This window comes from Desulfosoma caldarium, assembly GCF_003751385.1.
GTDB lineage: Bacteria > Desulfobacterota > Syntrophobacteria > Syntrophobacterales > DSM-9756 > Desulfosoma > Desulfosoma caldarium.
Genome location: NZ_RJVA01000013.1, coordinates 78,020 through 91,857 on the forward strand (window position 1 = coordinate 78,020; position 13,838 = coordinate 91,857).

A 13,838-nucleotide genomic window follows, 5' to 3' on the forward strand; every position below is an offset into this window, starting at 1 on the left:
GGAAAGCCGACGGCAAGAAAGGTTTCACATTCATGGTAACCAAAGCCCATCCTCCCGTGCTGCGGGAACTCGTGCAAAGGCTGACCAAGTTGCCGGGAATCGGTGAAAAGAGTGCCACGAGGATGGCCATGTTTCTTTTGAAAGCGCCCGACGACTACGTGCACGGGTTGGCGGAAAATCTGGAGCGTTTGAAAAGGGAGATTCGCACCTGTCCCGTGTGCTTTCATTTCACGGACGGATCCCTGTGCGGCCTCTGTGCCGATCCGTCCCGTAAGACGGGCGAACTGTGCGTGGTGGAAACCAGCGCCGACCTTTTGGCCATTGAAGAATCGGGCGCGTATCGCGGGCGCTACCATGTGCTGCAGGGCGCCCTGGCCCCGCTGGACGGCATCGGCCCCAACGATCTACGCATTCCCGAATTGTTAAAACGCCTGGAGCAGGAAAAGATTCGGGAAGTCATTTTGGCCACCAACCCCACCGGGGACGGGGAAGCCACGGCCAATTATTTGGCCAAGCTGTTGGAAAAACGACCCGTTCGCGTCTCCCGCATCGCCTCGGGCATTCCCATGGGCGGCGATGTGAAATACGCCGACAAGGTCACTTTGGAAAGAGCCCTGCAAGGGCGCCGACATGTGCAATGAGGCGCAAAATGGCTTGACCCTTGAGGAAAGGAGTCGATATAAAGCCCTGAGTGATCATGGGGTCTGATGGGATCGAAAAGACACGCGAAAGACCCAGCCTCACAAGACCCCGCCGCGCGAGCGGTCCTGCCCTGAACCTGCGAACAAATAATGGAGTCGGTCTATGGTGGAGATTCGGTTTCACGGTCGAGGCGGACAGGGAGGGGTGACGTCGGCGGAACTGACGGCCCTGGCTGCCATTGAACAGGGCAAATTCGCCCAGGCTTTTCCCAGTTTTGGCCCGGAACGGCGGGGTGCGCCCGTCATGGCTTTTGTGCGCGTGAGTGATCAACAGATTCGAACGCGGGAAAAGGTCTACAACCCCAACATTGTGGTCGTGTTGGATCCGACCTTGCTGCAGATCGTCAATGTGGAAGCCGGGGTTCCGCAAGATGGGATCGTCGTGGTCAACACGCGGCTCAGCGCCAACGAACTGCGAAAGACCATGGGATTGACTCGGCGCTTAGCCGTGGTGGACGCCAGCACCATCGCGGTGGAAACCCTTCGAGTGCCCATCACCAATACAACCATGCTGGGGGCGCTTATCAAGGCCACGGGCGTCATCACCTTGGACGCGCTGCGCGGCCCCGTGGAAAAGCGCTTCGGCCCCATAGCGGAAAAGAACCTCAGAGCGTGCCAGCGAGCCTACGAAGAAACGGTAGTGGAGGAATAAGCGGTGGCCAAAGAAACGGGAATTGTACGGTGGAAGGACCTGGCCCTGGGGTGCACCTTAATGGAACCGGGGACGGCAGCGGAGCTGAAAACGGGCGACTGGCGCTCCATGCGCCCCGTGACCAACCGTGAACTGTGCATCAAGTGCGGCCAGTGCTACATCTTTTGCCCAGATATGGTCTATTCGCGGACGGCCGAGGGATATTACGAGGCCAATTATTACTACTGCAAGGGCTGCGGCATTTGCGCGCGAGAATGTCCCAAGGACGCCATCCAAATGGTGCAGGAGGAGAAGTAAGATGGGCAAGAGAGTGGGAATGGAAGTCTCCATCGCCGCGGCCGAAGTGGTGGGGTTGTGCGATGTGGACGTGATCGCGGCGTATCCCATCACGCCGCAAACGCACATTGTGGAACATCTCTCGGAACTGGTGGCGGACGGACATCTGGACGCGGAATTTGTACCGGTGGAATCGGAACACAGTGCCATGAGCACCTGCGTGGGGGCGGCAGCGGCCGGAGCGCGCACCTTCACGTCCACAAGCTCCCAGGGCTACGCCCTCATGGCGGAAATATGCTACATCGCCTCGAGCCTTCGGTTACCCATTGTCATGGCGGTGGCCAACCGTGCGCTGAGTGCTCCCATCAGTATCTGGAACGACCATGCCGACATGATGATGGCCCGGGACACGGGCTGGATTCAAACGGTGGCCGAAAACGGCCAGGAGGTGGTGGATCTTCTGCTTCACGCCTACCGAGTGGCCGAAGATCCTCGCGTGCTTCTTCCCGTCATGGTGAACCTGGACGGCTTCATTCTGTCGCACATGATCGAACCCATCTACATGCCGGACAAGGAGGAAGTGCAGCGGTATCTGCCACCTTACAAGCCGGCACTTCGGCTGGATCCTCGAAATCCCATGACCTTTGGTCCCGTGGGCATGCCGGAAGTCTACACCGAAGCCAAAAAGGCCCAGGACGAGGCCATGAAGGGCGCCTTGCCCGTCATCGTGGAGGCCTGGAAGGAATTTGAAAAGCACTTCGGCCGCGCCTATCATCCTGTGGAGACTTACAAGACCGACGGAGCCGAAATCCTTCTTTTGACCATGGGCAGCGTTTCCGAAACGGCCATGACGGCCGTGGACAAGATGCGCGCCGAAGGCAAGAAGGTCGGATTGGTGCACCTGCGGCTGTGGCGTCCTTTCCCGGCGAAAGAGTTGGTTGAGGCGTTGCAAGGGGCCAAGGCCATAGTGGTGGTGGATCGAGCCATGGCTTTCAGCACGCAAAGTGGTCCCGTATGCGTCGAAGTCAAGGCCGCGCTCTTTGATCATGGCATCTCGACCTATGTGCAGAACTTTGTGGCCGGCTTGGGCGGCCGGGATGTGACCGTGGAAGATTTCGAGATGATGGTGGCCAAGACGAGCGACGGACTCGCCAAGGGCCTTCCCATGACTTACGAAATCGTGAATGTGAGGGAATAAATGGGTATCGCAGCGGAAGCACTCAAGGATTTCAAGGGCTTCAACCTAAAAAAGCTCCCCGAGGTTGAACCGCTTTCTTCCGGCCATCGCGCCTGCCAGGGGTGCGGCGAAATTCTCGCCTTGCGCCAAGTGCTTAAGGCTCTGGGGGAAAACGTCATCGTGGCCAGTGCCACCGGGTGCATGGAGATTGTTACCTCCCCGTTCCCTCAGACGGCGTGGCGCGTGCCGTGGATTCATGTGGCCTTTGAAAACGCGGCGGCGGTCATCAGCGGTGTCGAATCGGCTTACAAGGCCCTCAATCGCAAGGGTAAGATTGACCAGCCCGACGTGGTTTTTCTTGCCTATGGGGGTGACGGGGGGACGGCAGACATCGGTTTGCAGGCTTTGAGCGGCGCGCTGGAACGGGGGCACAATTTCATCTACGTGTGCCTGGACAACGAAGCCTACATGAACACGGGCATTCAACGTTCGTCTTCGACCCCCTACGGGGCCATGACCACCACGTCCCCACCGGGTAAGAAAAGCATCGGCCAGCGCACCTGGAAGAAGAACGTGGCCTACATTGCAGCGGCCCACGGCATTCCTTACGTGGCCACGGCTTCTCCTGCCTTTGCCCTGGATCTTATGAACAAGGTGAAAAAGGCGGCCATGATTCCGGGTCCGGCCTATGTGCATATTTTTTCGCCGTGCCCGACGGGATGGCGTCATGAGACGGATTTGGCCGTGGAGGTAGCTCGGCTCGCGGTGCTGACCAAGATCTTTCCGCTCTACGAAGTCATCGACGGCCGGTGGATTCTTTCGCGCAAGGTGGCCAAACCCAAGCCGGTGAGCGAATACTTAAAGGTGCAGCGCCGCTTTCGGCACCTTACGGAAAAGGACATTGAAGACATTCAGCGCCGGGTGGACGAAGAATACGAGGACCTGCTGCGTCGGTGCGCCATGAGCGGGGGGGAACCGGAAAAGAAGGAAGGCGAGGAAGCCCAGGGAGACTAAGAGCCCTAAGGGGCCGTGCCTGAGCGTGCAGGGCTGTGAAAGCGGCGCGAATTCCCAAAGGACATGGGGCTTAAAGATCTTCGTGGCTCATGGACTCATCGCCTTTGCCGGCGAAAGCCCTTGATGGGAAGGAGAATATGCGGATTCGTGCTTGACAAAGGTCCCGGCCTTTGCTACGCAATCGCGGCGCCTGACGGAAGCTAAAACAGAACCAAGGTGCCTATTCCCCGGTAGCTCAATCGGCAGAGCGGGTGGCTGTTAACCACTAGGTTGGCGGTTCGAGTCCGTCCCGGGGAGCCAGAATGCAGTCCGCTGAATTTAGCGGTTTTTCATAGAGCGCAAAACCCCGTGGAGTGATCCCCACGGGGTTTTGTCGTTTCCGGCGGCCCACGCCCAGTTACGCCCACCCGCACATTGACCCTGATTTTCCGTTTCGAAGTCCGCCGTCCGAGGGGCGGTGCAACCCCCCCCCGGGGATTGCCTGCGCTCACCGGAAATGTCCCTTTTGAATGCTCCCGTTCTCCGTTTTTCGACCCGCCTTTTTTAACCTTAAGTTCCACGACCAAGTCGAGCTTCGAAGGCTCGAATGGATGACCATCGCAGCAGCTTGCGGACCAGCTCAAAAAATTCCGCCGAGCGGCGGACTGCATGACCTCATCGTGGTCGATCTGCAGAAGATGGCCAAAACCAAGGGCGTCTCCCGCACCATGACCACGCAGGACGTGATCGACCTACTGCATGTATTGGAGACAGGCGTGGATCATGCGGGGGCTCAAAGGTGCGTCTCTGATCGACGCCAAGAAGAAGCACCACATCGGCCCACTCAAGAATGAGCAGCAGCTCGTCAAAACGCAGGAAAAGACGGTCGGTGAGGAGCTTGGCGGAAAAGTCAAAAGAGAAGCTTCGAAGCAGCTAAAAAGGAAAAACTGAAGATTCGTTAACGTTTGCCATAACCGGGGTGCCAAAGCAGGGCGAAGCGGCGCTTTTGCACGGTCGTTTTGATGGCGTTGTTAGACTCGATAATGCCCTTATTACCCATGCAACACCATGTAACCTGCGATAGCCACCAACAAGATCGCCACAAAGCGCTGAAACGCCTCACGACGCATTCGCTCAATAATGCGCTTAGCCGACCACGTTCCGAGAACCATAGCGACGCCCATCAGCGCGGCCAGAAACCAGAACTCTCGGTCCAGGATGATGTAGTGCTGGTAGACCGCAATCTTCACACCATGCATTGCAAGAGCGGTCGTGGCCTCGCTAGCGATATAGGCCACCGGAGGCAACCCGAGAGAGAGAAATATGGCAGCCCCAAGCGGTCCGGCGCTGCCAACCAACCCGGACAGAAACCCAACGACGCCTCCACCACCGATAAGCACTGCGCGCCCGCTCTTGATTTTTAGAAGGCCGAAATATTTCAGCGCAACAAAAACCAGAATGGCAAGCCCAATCGCACGTATCACCAATTCTTTCGGTAGCTGCACAAAAGACATGGCGCCCAAGATGCTGAGCGGAATAGCCCCAAGGAGAAACAAGCCGACGGGTTTCCAGTGAATTTGCGTGAAACCAAACCCAACCCGTGAGAGATTGCCGACAAGTTGCGCGATAGTCAGCAACGGAACAGCATGCGTTGCGCCCACCGTCGCCACCAGCAGAGGCAGGAGCAAGAGCGCGCCACCAAAACCCGCTGCACCTGAGATAGCCGCAGCCGCAAATGCAGCCATGAAAAGTAATACGAGTTCGAGCATCTGTTTTCCAACGAGCTAAGAATGTTTATATGGTTTCTTCATAACACCTATGGGCCACGACATCGCGGAACAACACCCCGCCTGTAATGATTTCGTCACACCGGCATTTGCAGAAAAAGGATATTATGGTTACGTTCCCATCGTCGCCGACCTGGGTGATGATGGTTGGCGTCTCAACCTGGAGTTTCGGGAGGGGAGCCAGCAGAGCCAGAACAGCTTTATCCCCTTTTTGTACGAATCACCGGCGCGGGCCAGTGTATTGACCAAGAGCCCCCTGCTGCTTCTCGGGCTTGATTCCGCCCACGATGCCCTTAAAACCAGATCGATGCTCAGCCAGCGCCGCCAGGCTGAGTATATCCTAAGGAAAAAGTCAAGACTTATTAGCGGCCCGCTTTATGGGAGGCGGCGGGTTAACGACGCCGTCCCGCGGACGCGGTGGTTAGATTGCTTACCCTCCGAACAGTGACTTCTTCACGGTTTCGTTGACGACGTTGAAGAGTATTTCCTTCATAGCGGCAATCGCTTGAGAACCTGCTTTTTTCATGATTTTCTTAAATTTTATTTCCGCGACCGTTCTACGAGCCGAGTTATTTACCAAATCGGGCAGGCTGTTTTTTAGCTGCGCCTTTTCATCGTCAGTTAATCCCTCGAGCTCGTCTGCAAGTTCTGATGCGGCTTCAATGCCTTTTACCGTCCACGAGTATGGGCTTCCGCAGTTGTAACAGTATGCGGGTTTCTGGTAGTCTAGTGGGGCAATGACGCCTGGAACGTGATAGTAACCTCTGATTGGTGCCCCGCGCGAGTCGCATGCAGTTACTGTCTCTTCTCCGCACTTTGAAAAGAATTTCTGCTTTGACTGAGGCGAAGACTGTGCCATCGAAGTAATGACATGCCCATTACGGCAAATTTGTGCCATATCGTAGTAACTGTTGCTCATTCTGGCCTCTTGTTTAGCAACTAAACAATGGCTCTTCTTTAGAATACATTTAAACCGCGACATCGCGGTATAACACCCCGCCTCCAATGATCTCTTAAGACCTGCGTTTTCAGAAGATTAGGCCATGTTTTGCACTGACCACGGGGGATATATGGTTTCTCCATAATAAACCTTCGTTACTCCTCTACAAATGGCTTATTCCATGACGAAATGTCAATACCTAACCTAAGCGGTTTAAGCGCAAAAAAATCCCACCTCATGGGCTAATGAGGTGGAATCGTAGCGAGATCGGACGCATCACATACCGCGTAACCATAACCCAAAAGGTGGGGACTTCACAATGGAACGTGCCACAACCGCGACAAAAAGCAAAGCAACGATTGACGGCGTTGAGCTGACCCACGATACGCTCACAGGCCGCGGCGGTTTGATTTTGTTTGTTCGCTATCTTCGCAACATCCAGATTTTCTAGCAGATCGATACTTTCTTTGGCTCCATGCGTCGTCGCCGCAAGGGGCAGCCGATCACTAAGATTTTCAAGCAGCTGCTGTGTTTTTTATGGACGGCACGAGCCGGCACCTGGTTGACTTCGATGCCCTGGCCAAGGACGCGGGCTATGCCGCCGCCATGGAGTGTGAGCCAGGTCGCATGCTTTCCTCCCACGCCGTCAAACGGTTCTTCTGCTCTTTTTGGTGGCCGCGCATTGACTTGTACCGCCACCTTTTGCAGCGGCTGTTCTTGTGGCGTCTTAAACTGCAAGAGCCCGATCTGATTGTTTTGGGCATGGACACCATGGTCATGGACAACGACGAGGCCCGGGTCCACGGCGTCAAGCCCACCTCCAAGCGTGTCAAAGGATTTCAGCCGCTGCAGATGACGCGGCAAAACCACATCATCGATGCGGTTTTTCGTCGCGGAGATGCCCACAGCAACAACGGCAAGAGGGTGGAGCGAATGGTACGCCATGTGGTGGCCAGAATCCGCAAGCCTAATCGAGCCGACGTGGCCATCATTGTTCGCATGGACAGCGAACTTTTTGACCAGAAGCTTTTCGAGGCTTTTGAAAATTTGCTCATTGGCGACATCTGTGGCTGCAAGCTCTATGAGCCGATCAAGGAATTTGTGGCCCAAAGCCAGAGGAACCAGGCCGCCTGGGGCCGCTACAAGCAAGGGAGCCAGGTCTGGCAATACCTGGAGCTTGGCACAAGGTGCGGTCGGTGGGAGTCGTTTCGTCGAGCGCTGTTTTGCCGTCCGCTGTATCAAGATGCCCAGATGGTGCGGTCTTTTCCCCGTCCCGACACGGTGGTGGTCACCAACCTGGGTATGGGACGGGCCGTCGATACGGCGCTCACCACGGCTGGATACGGTCAATGGCTTCAGGGGCAAGGGATCATCGCCGGTGACCACGGCCGAGGCAGTATGGAAAGCGGTCACAGGGGCATCATCGAAACCGACGGCACGATGCACGTCGCCATGGCGAACGGCTTGGACTTGGTCATGCATTTCCCGGACGACGATGGCTCCAATGGGGACACCCAGGTTCGAATAGCGTGCCCGGCTGCATCTTTGCAGAGCGTGCCGGATGGTTTTGCATTTCTTCGGACGCGTGTTGAAGTTTCCCTTCCGGTCCTGGCGTCGCACAGATCTGTGGTTCATGCCTTCCGTAGATTCTCTTTTCGTGACAAGAGCGCAGGCAGATTGGCGAGCCGTCCAAAGCAGGGGCTGTTCAACGTGAAATATTTGACGGAGAGCCGCTGCTGCTTTCATCCATGGATCCAACCTTGAAATCCACGTGAGCTGCCGATAAGGTGCCGGCATGCTTGATGAGGTTGTGCCTTATGCCCTCGCTGCGACCTCAGAGGTGGCGGAAGAGAGGGACATCGATATTTCCGGTGAAGTTGCGGCTCGAGTGAATGCGGCTCGTGTTCGGGACACTTGTAATGAACTAGGTCCGTAAATGATTATCCAGGAGACGGGCGACCCTGTCGAGATCACGGTTTTCAACCGCGGGCTCGCTCTGATGACGAGCGAATCCGTCAAAGACACCGCGTGCAGTGAAAACTTGATGAAACGGGGGAAGATGGATGGCCGGCTCTAGGGCAAGCGCGAAAAAGGTCGCATGGTCAGGCCGTGTCATGGCTATTCAGCCTCGCATACGGCTCATACGTTCCTTTGATGAGCGGTACCACAACTACCTGGGCTATGTGCTTTGCATCGACGGAACGTGCGGCGAGGAGGCGGGCGAATTCCTGATTGCGATCGGTAAAGCTGCGCAAGAAAAGCACCGGTTTCAGACGGGCATGGAACTGCGCGGTTACGCCGTGCCGGTCGAAGACCCGCGCAAAGAGACGGCGGCGTTCTACAAGACAAGTGGGCTCAAGGTTGTCAGTCATGCCAAGGGTGAAACTTCTGCCGGTCCGCCTTTCCATGGAGTGCCTCCAAACCTGGAAACCTACCGCAGCCGAGGACATCGTCGTCTGAACGCCCGAACCTACGACACCAAATGCAAGAGCTGCATCTGGGGCTGCCGAATGCCGGTGGAAATAATTATCGACCAGTGGAATCCGTCAAAGACACAGTACCGGTTCGAAACTTTCTGTTACGGCCCGAAAAGCTGCCCCTTTTACCGGCCCGGGCCTGCCCGGAAAGTTCCGGGTCGAAAGGGGATGTCCTACACTGAGGAGGATTGGGTCGACGAAGAGGCTACTGCCCACAGAGGGCCGGATGAATGAGGATGAGAACGCCCGATGGCCTAAAAAAAACCGTGGCCAACCGGCCATTGGGTCATGCCGAATGAAATGGGTAACGAATGAGGTCACGACTCGGCCTAAGGAAAGCGGTTGATTCGTGCGACAGGTTTGCGACACAACTTGCGACAAACTCACGACTCCACGTGTGACCCCATGGGTCAGGTGAGAGGGGGGGAATGGTCTTGTGGAAATTTCCGGTCCGCCGTGAGGGGCCGACTCTTTGACAGCTCATGGATTCACCAGGGTTTTCGGTTAACAGCCGGAGCAAGAGAATGGTGATGAAGAGGTTGCACCCGGCGAGCAAGAATTTAATTCACTGATTTCAGCGGTTTTTGTAGTGCCCAAAACCCGTGGGGTGATTCCCACGGGGTTTTGTGTTCTTCGGCGCGTACCTGCGCCCCCAAGTCCTGGGAACTTCTTCCCTTGGACCCGCGTTCAGCGCATAGGACGCATCTTGGCAGGCAACCGATGCCGAAAAGCCCACCTTCCGGCCGTTGGCCTGCTTCAGGGGCGCCATTCCATGTCTGAGTGCAATGCCCAGGGAGGTGACGGACCCTGCCTCTTCCGCCCCGTTCCGACCTCCGCCCGGGCAAACCGAACTGTGCCCCTGGCTTAGCTCTAAGTTTGAGAGCTCACTAAATGGATTAGTTTCAGGCCGCCTCCATCCGGGAAATGGCGATCCTGAGATGCGATTCGACCAAAGCACAAGCCCGTGCGGATTCGTCATAGGCGTCTTGCATCAGGCCTGCTGGGGCGAGTTTTCAGAGAACTTCAGTTCGTCTTGGCCGCGTCGGGGCCCCCTGGTCAACGAGTTCACGCTACCTGCACTCTGGCCCGCCGTCCGCAGGGCAAGATCCCTCATGCACACGGACCCGATGTTCTCTTTCCTGTCGGAAGCACATGACGACGGTCGTCAGGACAACCAGAGTGGTCGGAGATGGTGCCGGTACGCATCGCCCGCTGCGTTCTCAGTCTCCCTAGGGCTGTCGAATTCCTTTGGAAAAGTTTGAATCAGTACCCGACCGGCTGCACCTTCTGAACCTTCCCGGCGAAAGCCGCTGCCGGCGCCTGCTGGCCGACGCGGCCGATCTGCTAAAAGGCGACGCTGGCGGAGCGGCTTCGGTCATCGGCGGTGTGGAATATGCGCTGCCGGACGGAATCACTTGGGCCAAGGCTGTTTAGGATGGCAGTTTTGGCGTGGGCTGAGAAGCACGCAGACGGGGATTTGGTGCGCAAGCTAGGGCAGATCATCCTCCAGCGGTTGATGGAGGCGAAGATTGAGAGTCGCCGCGGGGCGAGGGGCGGCACAAGCGTAGCCCTGAGCGTGTGCAATACAGGAACGGCTACTGCAGGCGAACGCTCGAGACGCGTTTAGGCACCCTGGACTTGAAGAATCCGAAGGTGCGTTCGAGGAGCTGTTTTCCCAGTTTCCTTACGCCGCGTAAGGCGTCCGAGCAGGCGCTGGTCGCGGCGGTTAATGAGGCGTATGTGAGGGGGATCTCATGGCGCAAGGTGGACGACCTGGTGCAGGCTCTGTGGATGACCGGGATCTCGAAGAGCGAGCTTGAGGGCTCGGTGAGGAGCTGGACGCACGGGTGAAGGCCTTTCTAACCCGGGAGATCACGGGCAGGTGGCCGTATCTTTGGCTGGATGAAACGTACGAGAAGTCACGCGAGGAAAATGCGGTGGAGAGTCAGGCAGTGGTCGTCGCCGCTGCGGTCAACGCCGAGGGGCGGCGCGAGACTCTGGTTTGGCGATAGGTCCGGCAGAGACCGAGGCGTTCTGGACGGACTTTCTGCAACGTATCGTGCGCCGTGATCGTTCAGGGGGCCGGCCGGTGATCATGGACGCCCACGAGGGGTTGAACCAGGCGATAGGCACGGTCATCGGTGCGACATGGCAGCGCTGCCGGGTGCATTTTTTTGCGATGTCCTGGCGCAGGTGCCTCGGCGCCAGCACTTTAAGGTAGCTGCGGTCATCCAACGGTATTCGTGCGAGAGGATCGCGCCCGGCCCGCGCACAATCGTAGTAGATCGCCCACAAGCCGCGGGCTCGTTTCCCCACAAGGTGGCGGCACGGATGGACGCGGCCGAGGACGACGAAATGCCGGCCGGGATGCTCCCTAAAGAGCCCTGGCCGAAGCCTGTTTTACCAAACCACCGGTGCGATTGAACAAGGAGGTCAAACGCCGCTTTCGGGGTGGATAAACTCTTCCTAAACATGGGAGCGATCGTGCGTTCGGTGGGCACGGCTGCTGCTGAGCAAACCGACGAATGGCAGCTCACCTGCCGCTAGTTGAGCCAGCAGAGCCTGGCGCAGCTAATTGACGAAGAGACGGCCTCAGTCCCACTACCCGATCAGCAAGCCGCATGAGCCGGTGAACCCGGTAAAGGGGAGAAAAGCACGGGGGCTGGATTGACACCACTTGACGGGACACAACCTGGCCGTTTGCACCGACGCGGGCAGTTGGCGATACCGTGTTGGAGCTCAAGGGCAGGGGCGACGTTTACTTCGCCGGTTTCGTCCACGTCTACGACGCGGCGCTTCATGGCCCGGCGCACATCCCCGCCCCGGCGCTGCTTGATTCGAGTGCGCCCGCCGGCCTGGAAATCCTCTATCGCGTCGGCCTTCACCGTGACAAGTTCGTCCTGGCCGCGGAGCGCATTCTTGCCCGCCAGCATCAGGATATTTCGTCGCTGCGTCCGCGCCTCGATGCCCTGCACGCGGCCTATCGCCACGTGAGAGAAGGTGACGGCTACCACCTGTGTTACGCGCCTGACATCGGCACCGAACTCCTGCTCAACGATGACGTGCTCATACGCATCGTTGGGGAGGACTTCGCCCGTGCCTGCCTTGGATCTGGCTCGGTAAGCGAACGCTCTCGAGGCGGCTGCGCGCTGGCCTCCTATGCGAAGGATGAGGACGTCCCGCGCCGACTAACCTGGGTTATATCTGTCGTTCTGGCGCAAAGCCGACACGGTAAGACGATCACAGGCCTAAGCACCGTGTTCGGCGCCGATGATCCAGCCTTCCAAAGGGTCGAACGTGGCAGGTAAACCGAAGCTGGGAGGGCCAGAGCGCCATGCCTGAGCGGCCTGGACGAGGGCGAGTACGGCATCTAACGCATCACCGCTGGCGTCCCTGATCAACTCGGTGAGTACTTCTTGCGTACCATGGAGGCGAAAGGGCGTGAATGGGCTGCCCTGTTGCAAACGAGTGACTATTTCACATCGCGCCTGCTGCCGTGCGTGATTCTGCAAACGACGGGTATCGTTTTTATACGATGATGCGCCCAAGCGACGTGCGAGCAGTCCGGGATAGGCCTCCAGCGCCACCCGGGTCACATCCCCGGTGTGCAGGCCGGGCAGATGCACACCGGCTGCCAGCAATCGTGGCGCGCCTTCCAGAAACATTAGTCCCACCGGCGGGTTCACAAGCTTCAACGGGCTATGTGAGCGCGCCGCAATATCCGTGGCGCGATGGGCATACCGGCGGCCGAACGGACGGCTTTGACGATACGCATCGAGCGTGGCGCGAAAGGCGGTCTTACCCAATGCATGGCAATGGGCGACCATTGCAGCCCAGCTCTCGCTTGGCCAACCAAGATCGATCACTGCCTCACGCGGCAAGCCGAAGGGGAAATCGAAACCACCAAGCCAAGGACCAGGACGGCGGAGAAAGGTCTCGAACGCTGACCAGTCGGTGAGCCGCTCTAGCTGCTCGACAAGCAAGCGGTTATCCACCAGGCAACCGGCCGCGACCGTAATCGGTTTGGCACGGCGCGGCGCACTCGTAAAGTCGATGCCGTAGAGTTTCAATGGAGAGTACCTCGAAAAACCTACCGGACAACGGGATTGCGGCCTTGGGCGGTGCTCGCTTCCCCACGAGGTCGCCTTGGCCTGGGCTTGCCCGCCGGACGACTCCGTGAGGCGTGTTCCTTTGGTAACCTCGCTTACCTGAGCAAAAAAGTCACTCACCCGCGCGTCGGACGCCAACTCAAAGTACCAAGTGCAAGACGTGCGGAAAAGCCCCTCCTTTGGTTATGCGAGGCCTGGGACATCAAATGACGGCGATTTCACCCCGCCTGTTGCACAGGCAAGTTGAATGCACGCTGAACACCCGCACCCGTGGATGCGGGTGCTGGTTTTTTCCGTCGTTCTGCCACGCTAACCGGAGTGTCAAATGCCAGGTTCTGAAAGGTAGGGACAGTCCCGGGGTATTTCGAAAAAAAGGTCGCGAGCGGGTAAGTCGCAAGGCGCTTGAGCGCAGTGATCACAGCCTTTCAAGTAGATAGGTGAGCCAGCGAACCGCCCAATGCACCAATGGGACCGCGCTCCAGGTTTTTTAGGTGCCCGGAAGGCATGGTGGGGTTGTGTGATTGACAGATTATGGCAGATTGGCTTTCGATGCTCGAGGTGATTGCTGGAATCATCATCGGAATGGTAGTGGGCTGGTTTGGCAATAAGGTTGCTAAGCGCCTATTTCCTCATGATCGACGGATAAAGAACAAATCACGACAGGACGTCACGAATGATCGCTGGGGTCCGGTCGTTTTGGGCTCAGTTGCTTGTCTTCCCGAATGC

At 57.6% G+C, this 13,838-nt stretch carries 15 protein-coding genes, 1 tRNA gene and 3 pseudogenes; 16 read left to right on the plus strand and 3 right to left on the minus strand.

Annotated features, from left to right (window positions below; all coding sequences use genetic code 11):
- The first annotated feature begins 32 nt into the window (after positions 1-32).
- The 7 genes from recR (at position 33) to EDC27_RS15810 (ending at position 4,653) form a co-directional block, all read left to right on the plus strand.
- Complete coding sequence (gene recR, locus EDC27_RS10645; RefSeq protein WP_123290620.1) at positions 33-641, plus strand: recombination mediator RecR; 609 nt, start codon at positions 33-35, stop codon at positions 639-641.
- 163 nt (positions 642-804) lie between these two features.
- The gene (locus tag EDC27_RS10650; RefSeq protein ID WP_123290621.1) at positions 805-1,353 is read left to right on the plus strand and encodes a 2-oxoacid:acceptor oxidoreductase family protein; all 549 of its coding nucleotides are present in this window, start codon (positions 805-807) and stop codon (positions 1,351-1,353) included.
- A 3-nt stretch (positions 1,354-1,356) separates the two neighbouring features.
- Positions 1,357-1,650, plus strand: coding sequence for a 4Fe-4S binding protein (locus EDC27_RS10655; RefSeq protein ID WP_123290622.1), 294 nt, complete (start codon positions 1,357-1,359; stop codon positions 1,648-1,650).
- 1 nt (position 1,651) lies between these two features.
- Complete coding sequence (locus EDC27_RS10660; protein ID WP_123290623.1) at positions 1,652-2,827, plus strand: transketolase C-terminal domain-containing protein; 1,176 nt, start codon at positions 1,652-1,654, stop codon at positions 2,825-2,827.
- Complete coding sequence (gene porB / locus EDC27_RS10665) at positions 2,828-3,820, plus strand: pyruvate synthase subunit PorB (protein WP_123290624.1); 993 nt, start codon at positions 2,828-2,830, stop codon at positions 3,818-3,820.
- A gap of 224 nt (positions 3,821-4,044) precedes the next feature.
- Positions 4,045-4,120, plus strand: a tRNA-Asn gene (locus EDC27_RS10670).
- 290 nt (positions 4,121-4,410) lie between these two features.
- Entirely contained in the window at positions 4,411-4,653 is a 243-nt protein-coding gene (locus tag EDC27_RS15810) for a hypothetical protein (RefSeq protein WP_148045739.1), read from the plus strand.
- Between the two features lie 198 nt (positions 4,654-4,851).
- On the opposite strand, the gene EDC27_RS10680 is transcribed toward EDC27_RS15810, so the two are convergent.
- A complete protein-coding gene (locus EDC27_RS10680) occupies positions 4,852-5,568 on the minus strand; it encodes a TSUP family transporter (RefSeq protein WP_123290626.1) in 717 nt (238 codons plus the stop codon).
- A 118-nt stretch (positions 5,569-5,686) separates the two neighbouring features.
- Between EDC27_RS10680 and EDC27_RS16550 the strand changes: the two are divergent.
- A pseudogene (locus EDC27_RS16550) lies at positions 5,687-5,944 on the plus strand (IS1380 family transposase); the annotation flags it as partial.
- A 72-nt stretch (positions 5,945-6,016) separates the two neighbouring features.
- On the opposite strand, the gene EDC27_RS10690 reads toward EDC27_RS16550, so the two are convergent.
- A complete protein-coding gene (locus EDC27_RS10690; RefSeq protein ID WP_123290628.1) occupies positions 6,017-6,505 on the minus strand; it encodes a DUF2321 domain-containing protein in 489 nt (162 codons plus the stop codon).
- 340 nt (positions 6,506-6,845) lie between these two features.
- Between EDC27_RS10690 and EDC27_RS16790 the strand changes: the two genes are divergently transcribed.
- From EDC27_RS16790 to EDC27_RS10725, 8 genes and pseudogenes are all read left to right on the plus strand, one after another.
- A complete protein-coding gene (locus EDC27_RS16790; protein ID WP_281273144.1) occupies positions 6,846-6,977 on the plus strand; it encodes a hypothetical protein in 132 nt (43 codons plus the stop codon).
- A gap of 86 nt (positions 6,978-7,063) precedes the next feature.
- Entirely contained in the window at positions 7,064-8,290 is a 1,227-nt protein-coding gene (locus tag EDC27_RS10695; RefSeq protein WP_148045740.1) for a transposase, read from the plus strand.
- Positions 8,291-8,321: 31 nt separating this feature from the next.
- Positions 8,322-8,462: a hypothetical protein gene (locus EDC27_RS16040; protein WP_170161761.1), complete on the plus strand. Its 141-nt coding sequence runs from the start codon at positions 8,322-8,324 to the stop codon at positions 8,460-8,462.
- A gap of 178 nt (positions 8,463-8,640) precedes the next feature.
- Positions 8,641-9,237, plus strand: coding sequence for a hypothetical protein (locus tag EDC27_RS10700; protein ID WP_211334868.1), 597 nt, complete (start codon positions 8,641-8,643; stop codon positions 9,235-9,237).
- 1,014 nt (positions 9,238-10,251) lie between these two features.
- A complete protein-coding gene (locus tag EDC27_RS10705) occupies positions 10,252-10,437 on the plus strand; it encodes a hypothetical protein (RefSeq protein WP_211334869.1) in 186 nt (61 codons plus the stop codon).
- A 144-nt stretch (positions 10,438-10,581) separates the two neighbouring features.
- Complete coding sequence (locus tag EDC27_RS17065) at positions 10,582-10,854, plus strand: transposase (RefSeq protein WP_123290631.1); 273 nt, start codon at positions 10,582-10,584, stop codon at positions 10,852-10,854.
- A pseudogene (locus EDC27_RS17070) lies at positions 10,851-11,224 on the plus strand (transposase). The gene EDC27_RS17065 and the pseudogene EDC27_RS17070 overlap by 4 nt, the downstream one beginning before the upstream one ends.
- Before the next feature lie 490 nt (positions 11,225-11,714).
- Positions 11,715-12,311, plus strand: a pseudogene (locus tag EDC27_RS10725) (chalcone isomerase family protein); the annotation flags it as partial.
- Here the strand turns inward: EDC27_RS10725 and EDC27_RS10730 are convergent.
- The gene (locus tag EDC27_RS10730) at positions 12,252-13,073 is read right to left on the minus strand and encodes a DUF429 domain-containing protein (protein ID WP_123290938.1); all 822 of its coding nucleotides are present in this window, start codon (positions 13,071-13,073) and stop codon (positions 12,252-12,254) included. The pseudogene EDC27_RS10725 and the gene EDC27_RS10730 overlap by 60 nt on opposite strands.
- Between the last annotated feature and the right edge of the window lie 765 nt (positions 13,074-13,838).

Bases quoted from the DNA above. Each gene is read 5' to 3' on its own strand.
- recR (WP_123290620.1), top strand. From the start codon at position 33: ATGGTAACCAAAGCCCATCCTCCCGTGCTGCGGGAACTCGTGCAAAGG.
- EDC27_RS10650 (WP_123290621.1), top strand. From the start codon at position 805: ATGGTGGAGATTCGGTTTCACGGTCGAGGCGGACAGGGAGGGGTGACG.
- EDC27_RS10660 (WP_123290623.1), top strand. From the start codon at position 1,652: ATGGGCAAGAGAGTGGGAATGGAAGTCTCCATCGCCGCGGCCGAAGTG.
- porB (WP_123290624.1), top strand. From the start codon at position 2,828: ATGGGTATCGCAGCGGAAGCACTCAAGGATTTCAAGGGCTTCAACCTA.
- EDC27_RS15810 (WP_148045739.1), top strand. From the start codon at position 4,411: ATGACCATCGCAGCAGCTTGCGGACCAGCTCAAAAAATTCCGCCGAGC.
- EDC27_RS10680 (WP_123290626.1), bottom strand. From the start codon at position 5,568: ATGCTCGAACTCGTATTACTTTTCATGGCTGCATTTGCGGCTGCGGCT.
- EDC27_RS10690 (WP_123290628.1), bottom strand. From the start codon at position 6,505: ATGAGCAACAGTTACTACGATATGGCACAAATTTGCCGTAATGGGCAT.
- EDC27_RS16790 (WP_281273144.1), top strand. From the start codon at position 6,846: ATGGAACGTGCCACAACCGCGACAAAAAGCAAAGCAACGATTGACGGC.
- EDC27_RS10695 (WP_148045740.1), top strand. From the start codon at position 7,064: ATGGACGGCACGAGCCGGCACCTGGTTGACTTCGATGCCCTGGCCAAG.
- EDC27_RS16040 (WP_170161761.1), top strand. From the start codon at position 8,322: ATGCTTGATGAGGTTGTGCCTTATGCCCTCGCTGCGACCTCAGAGGTG.
- EDC27_RS10700 (WP_211334868.1), top strand. From the start codon at position 8,641: ATGGCTATTCAGCCTCGCATACGGCTCATACGTTCCTTTGATGAGCGG.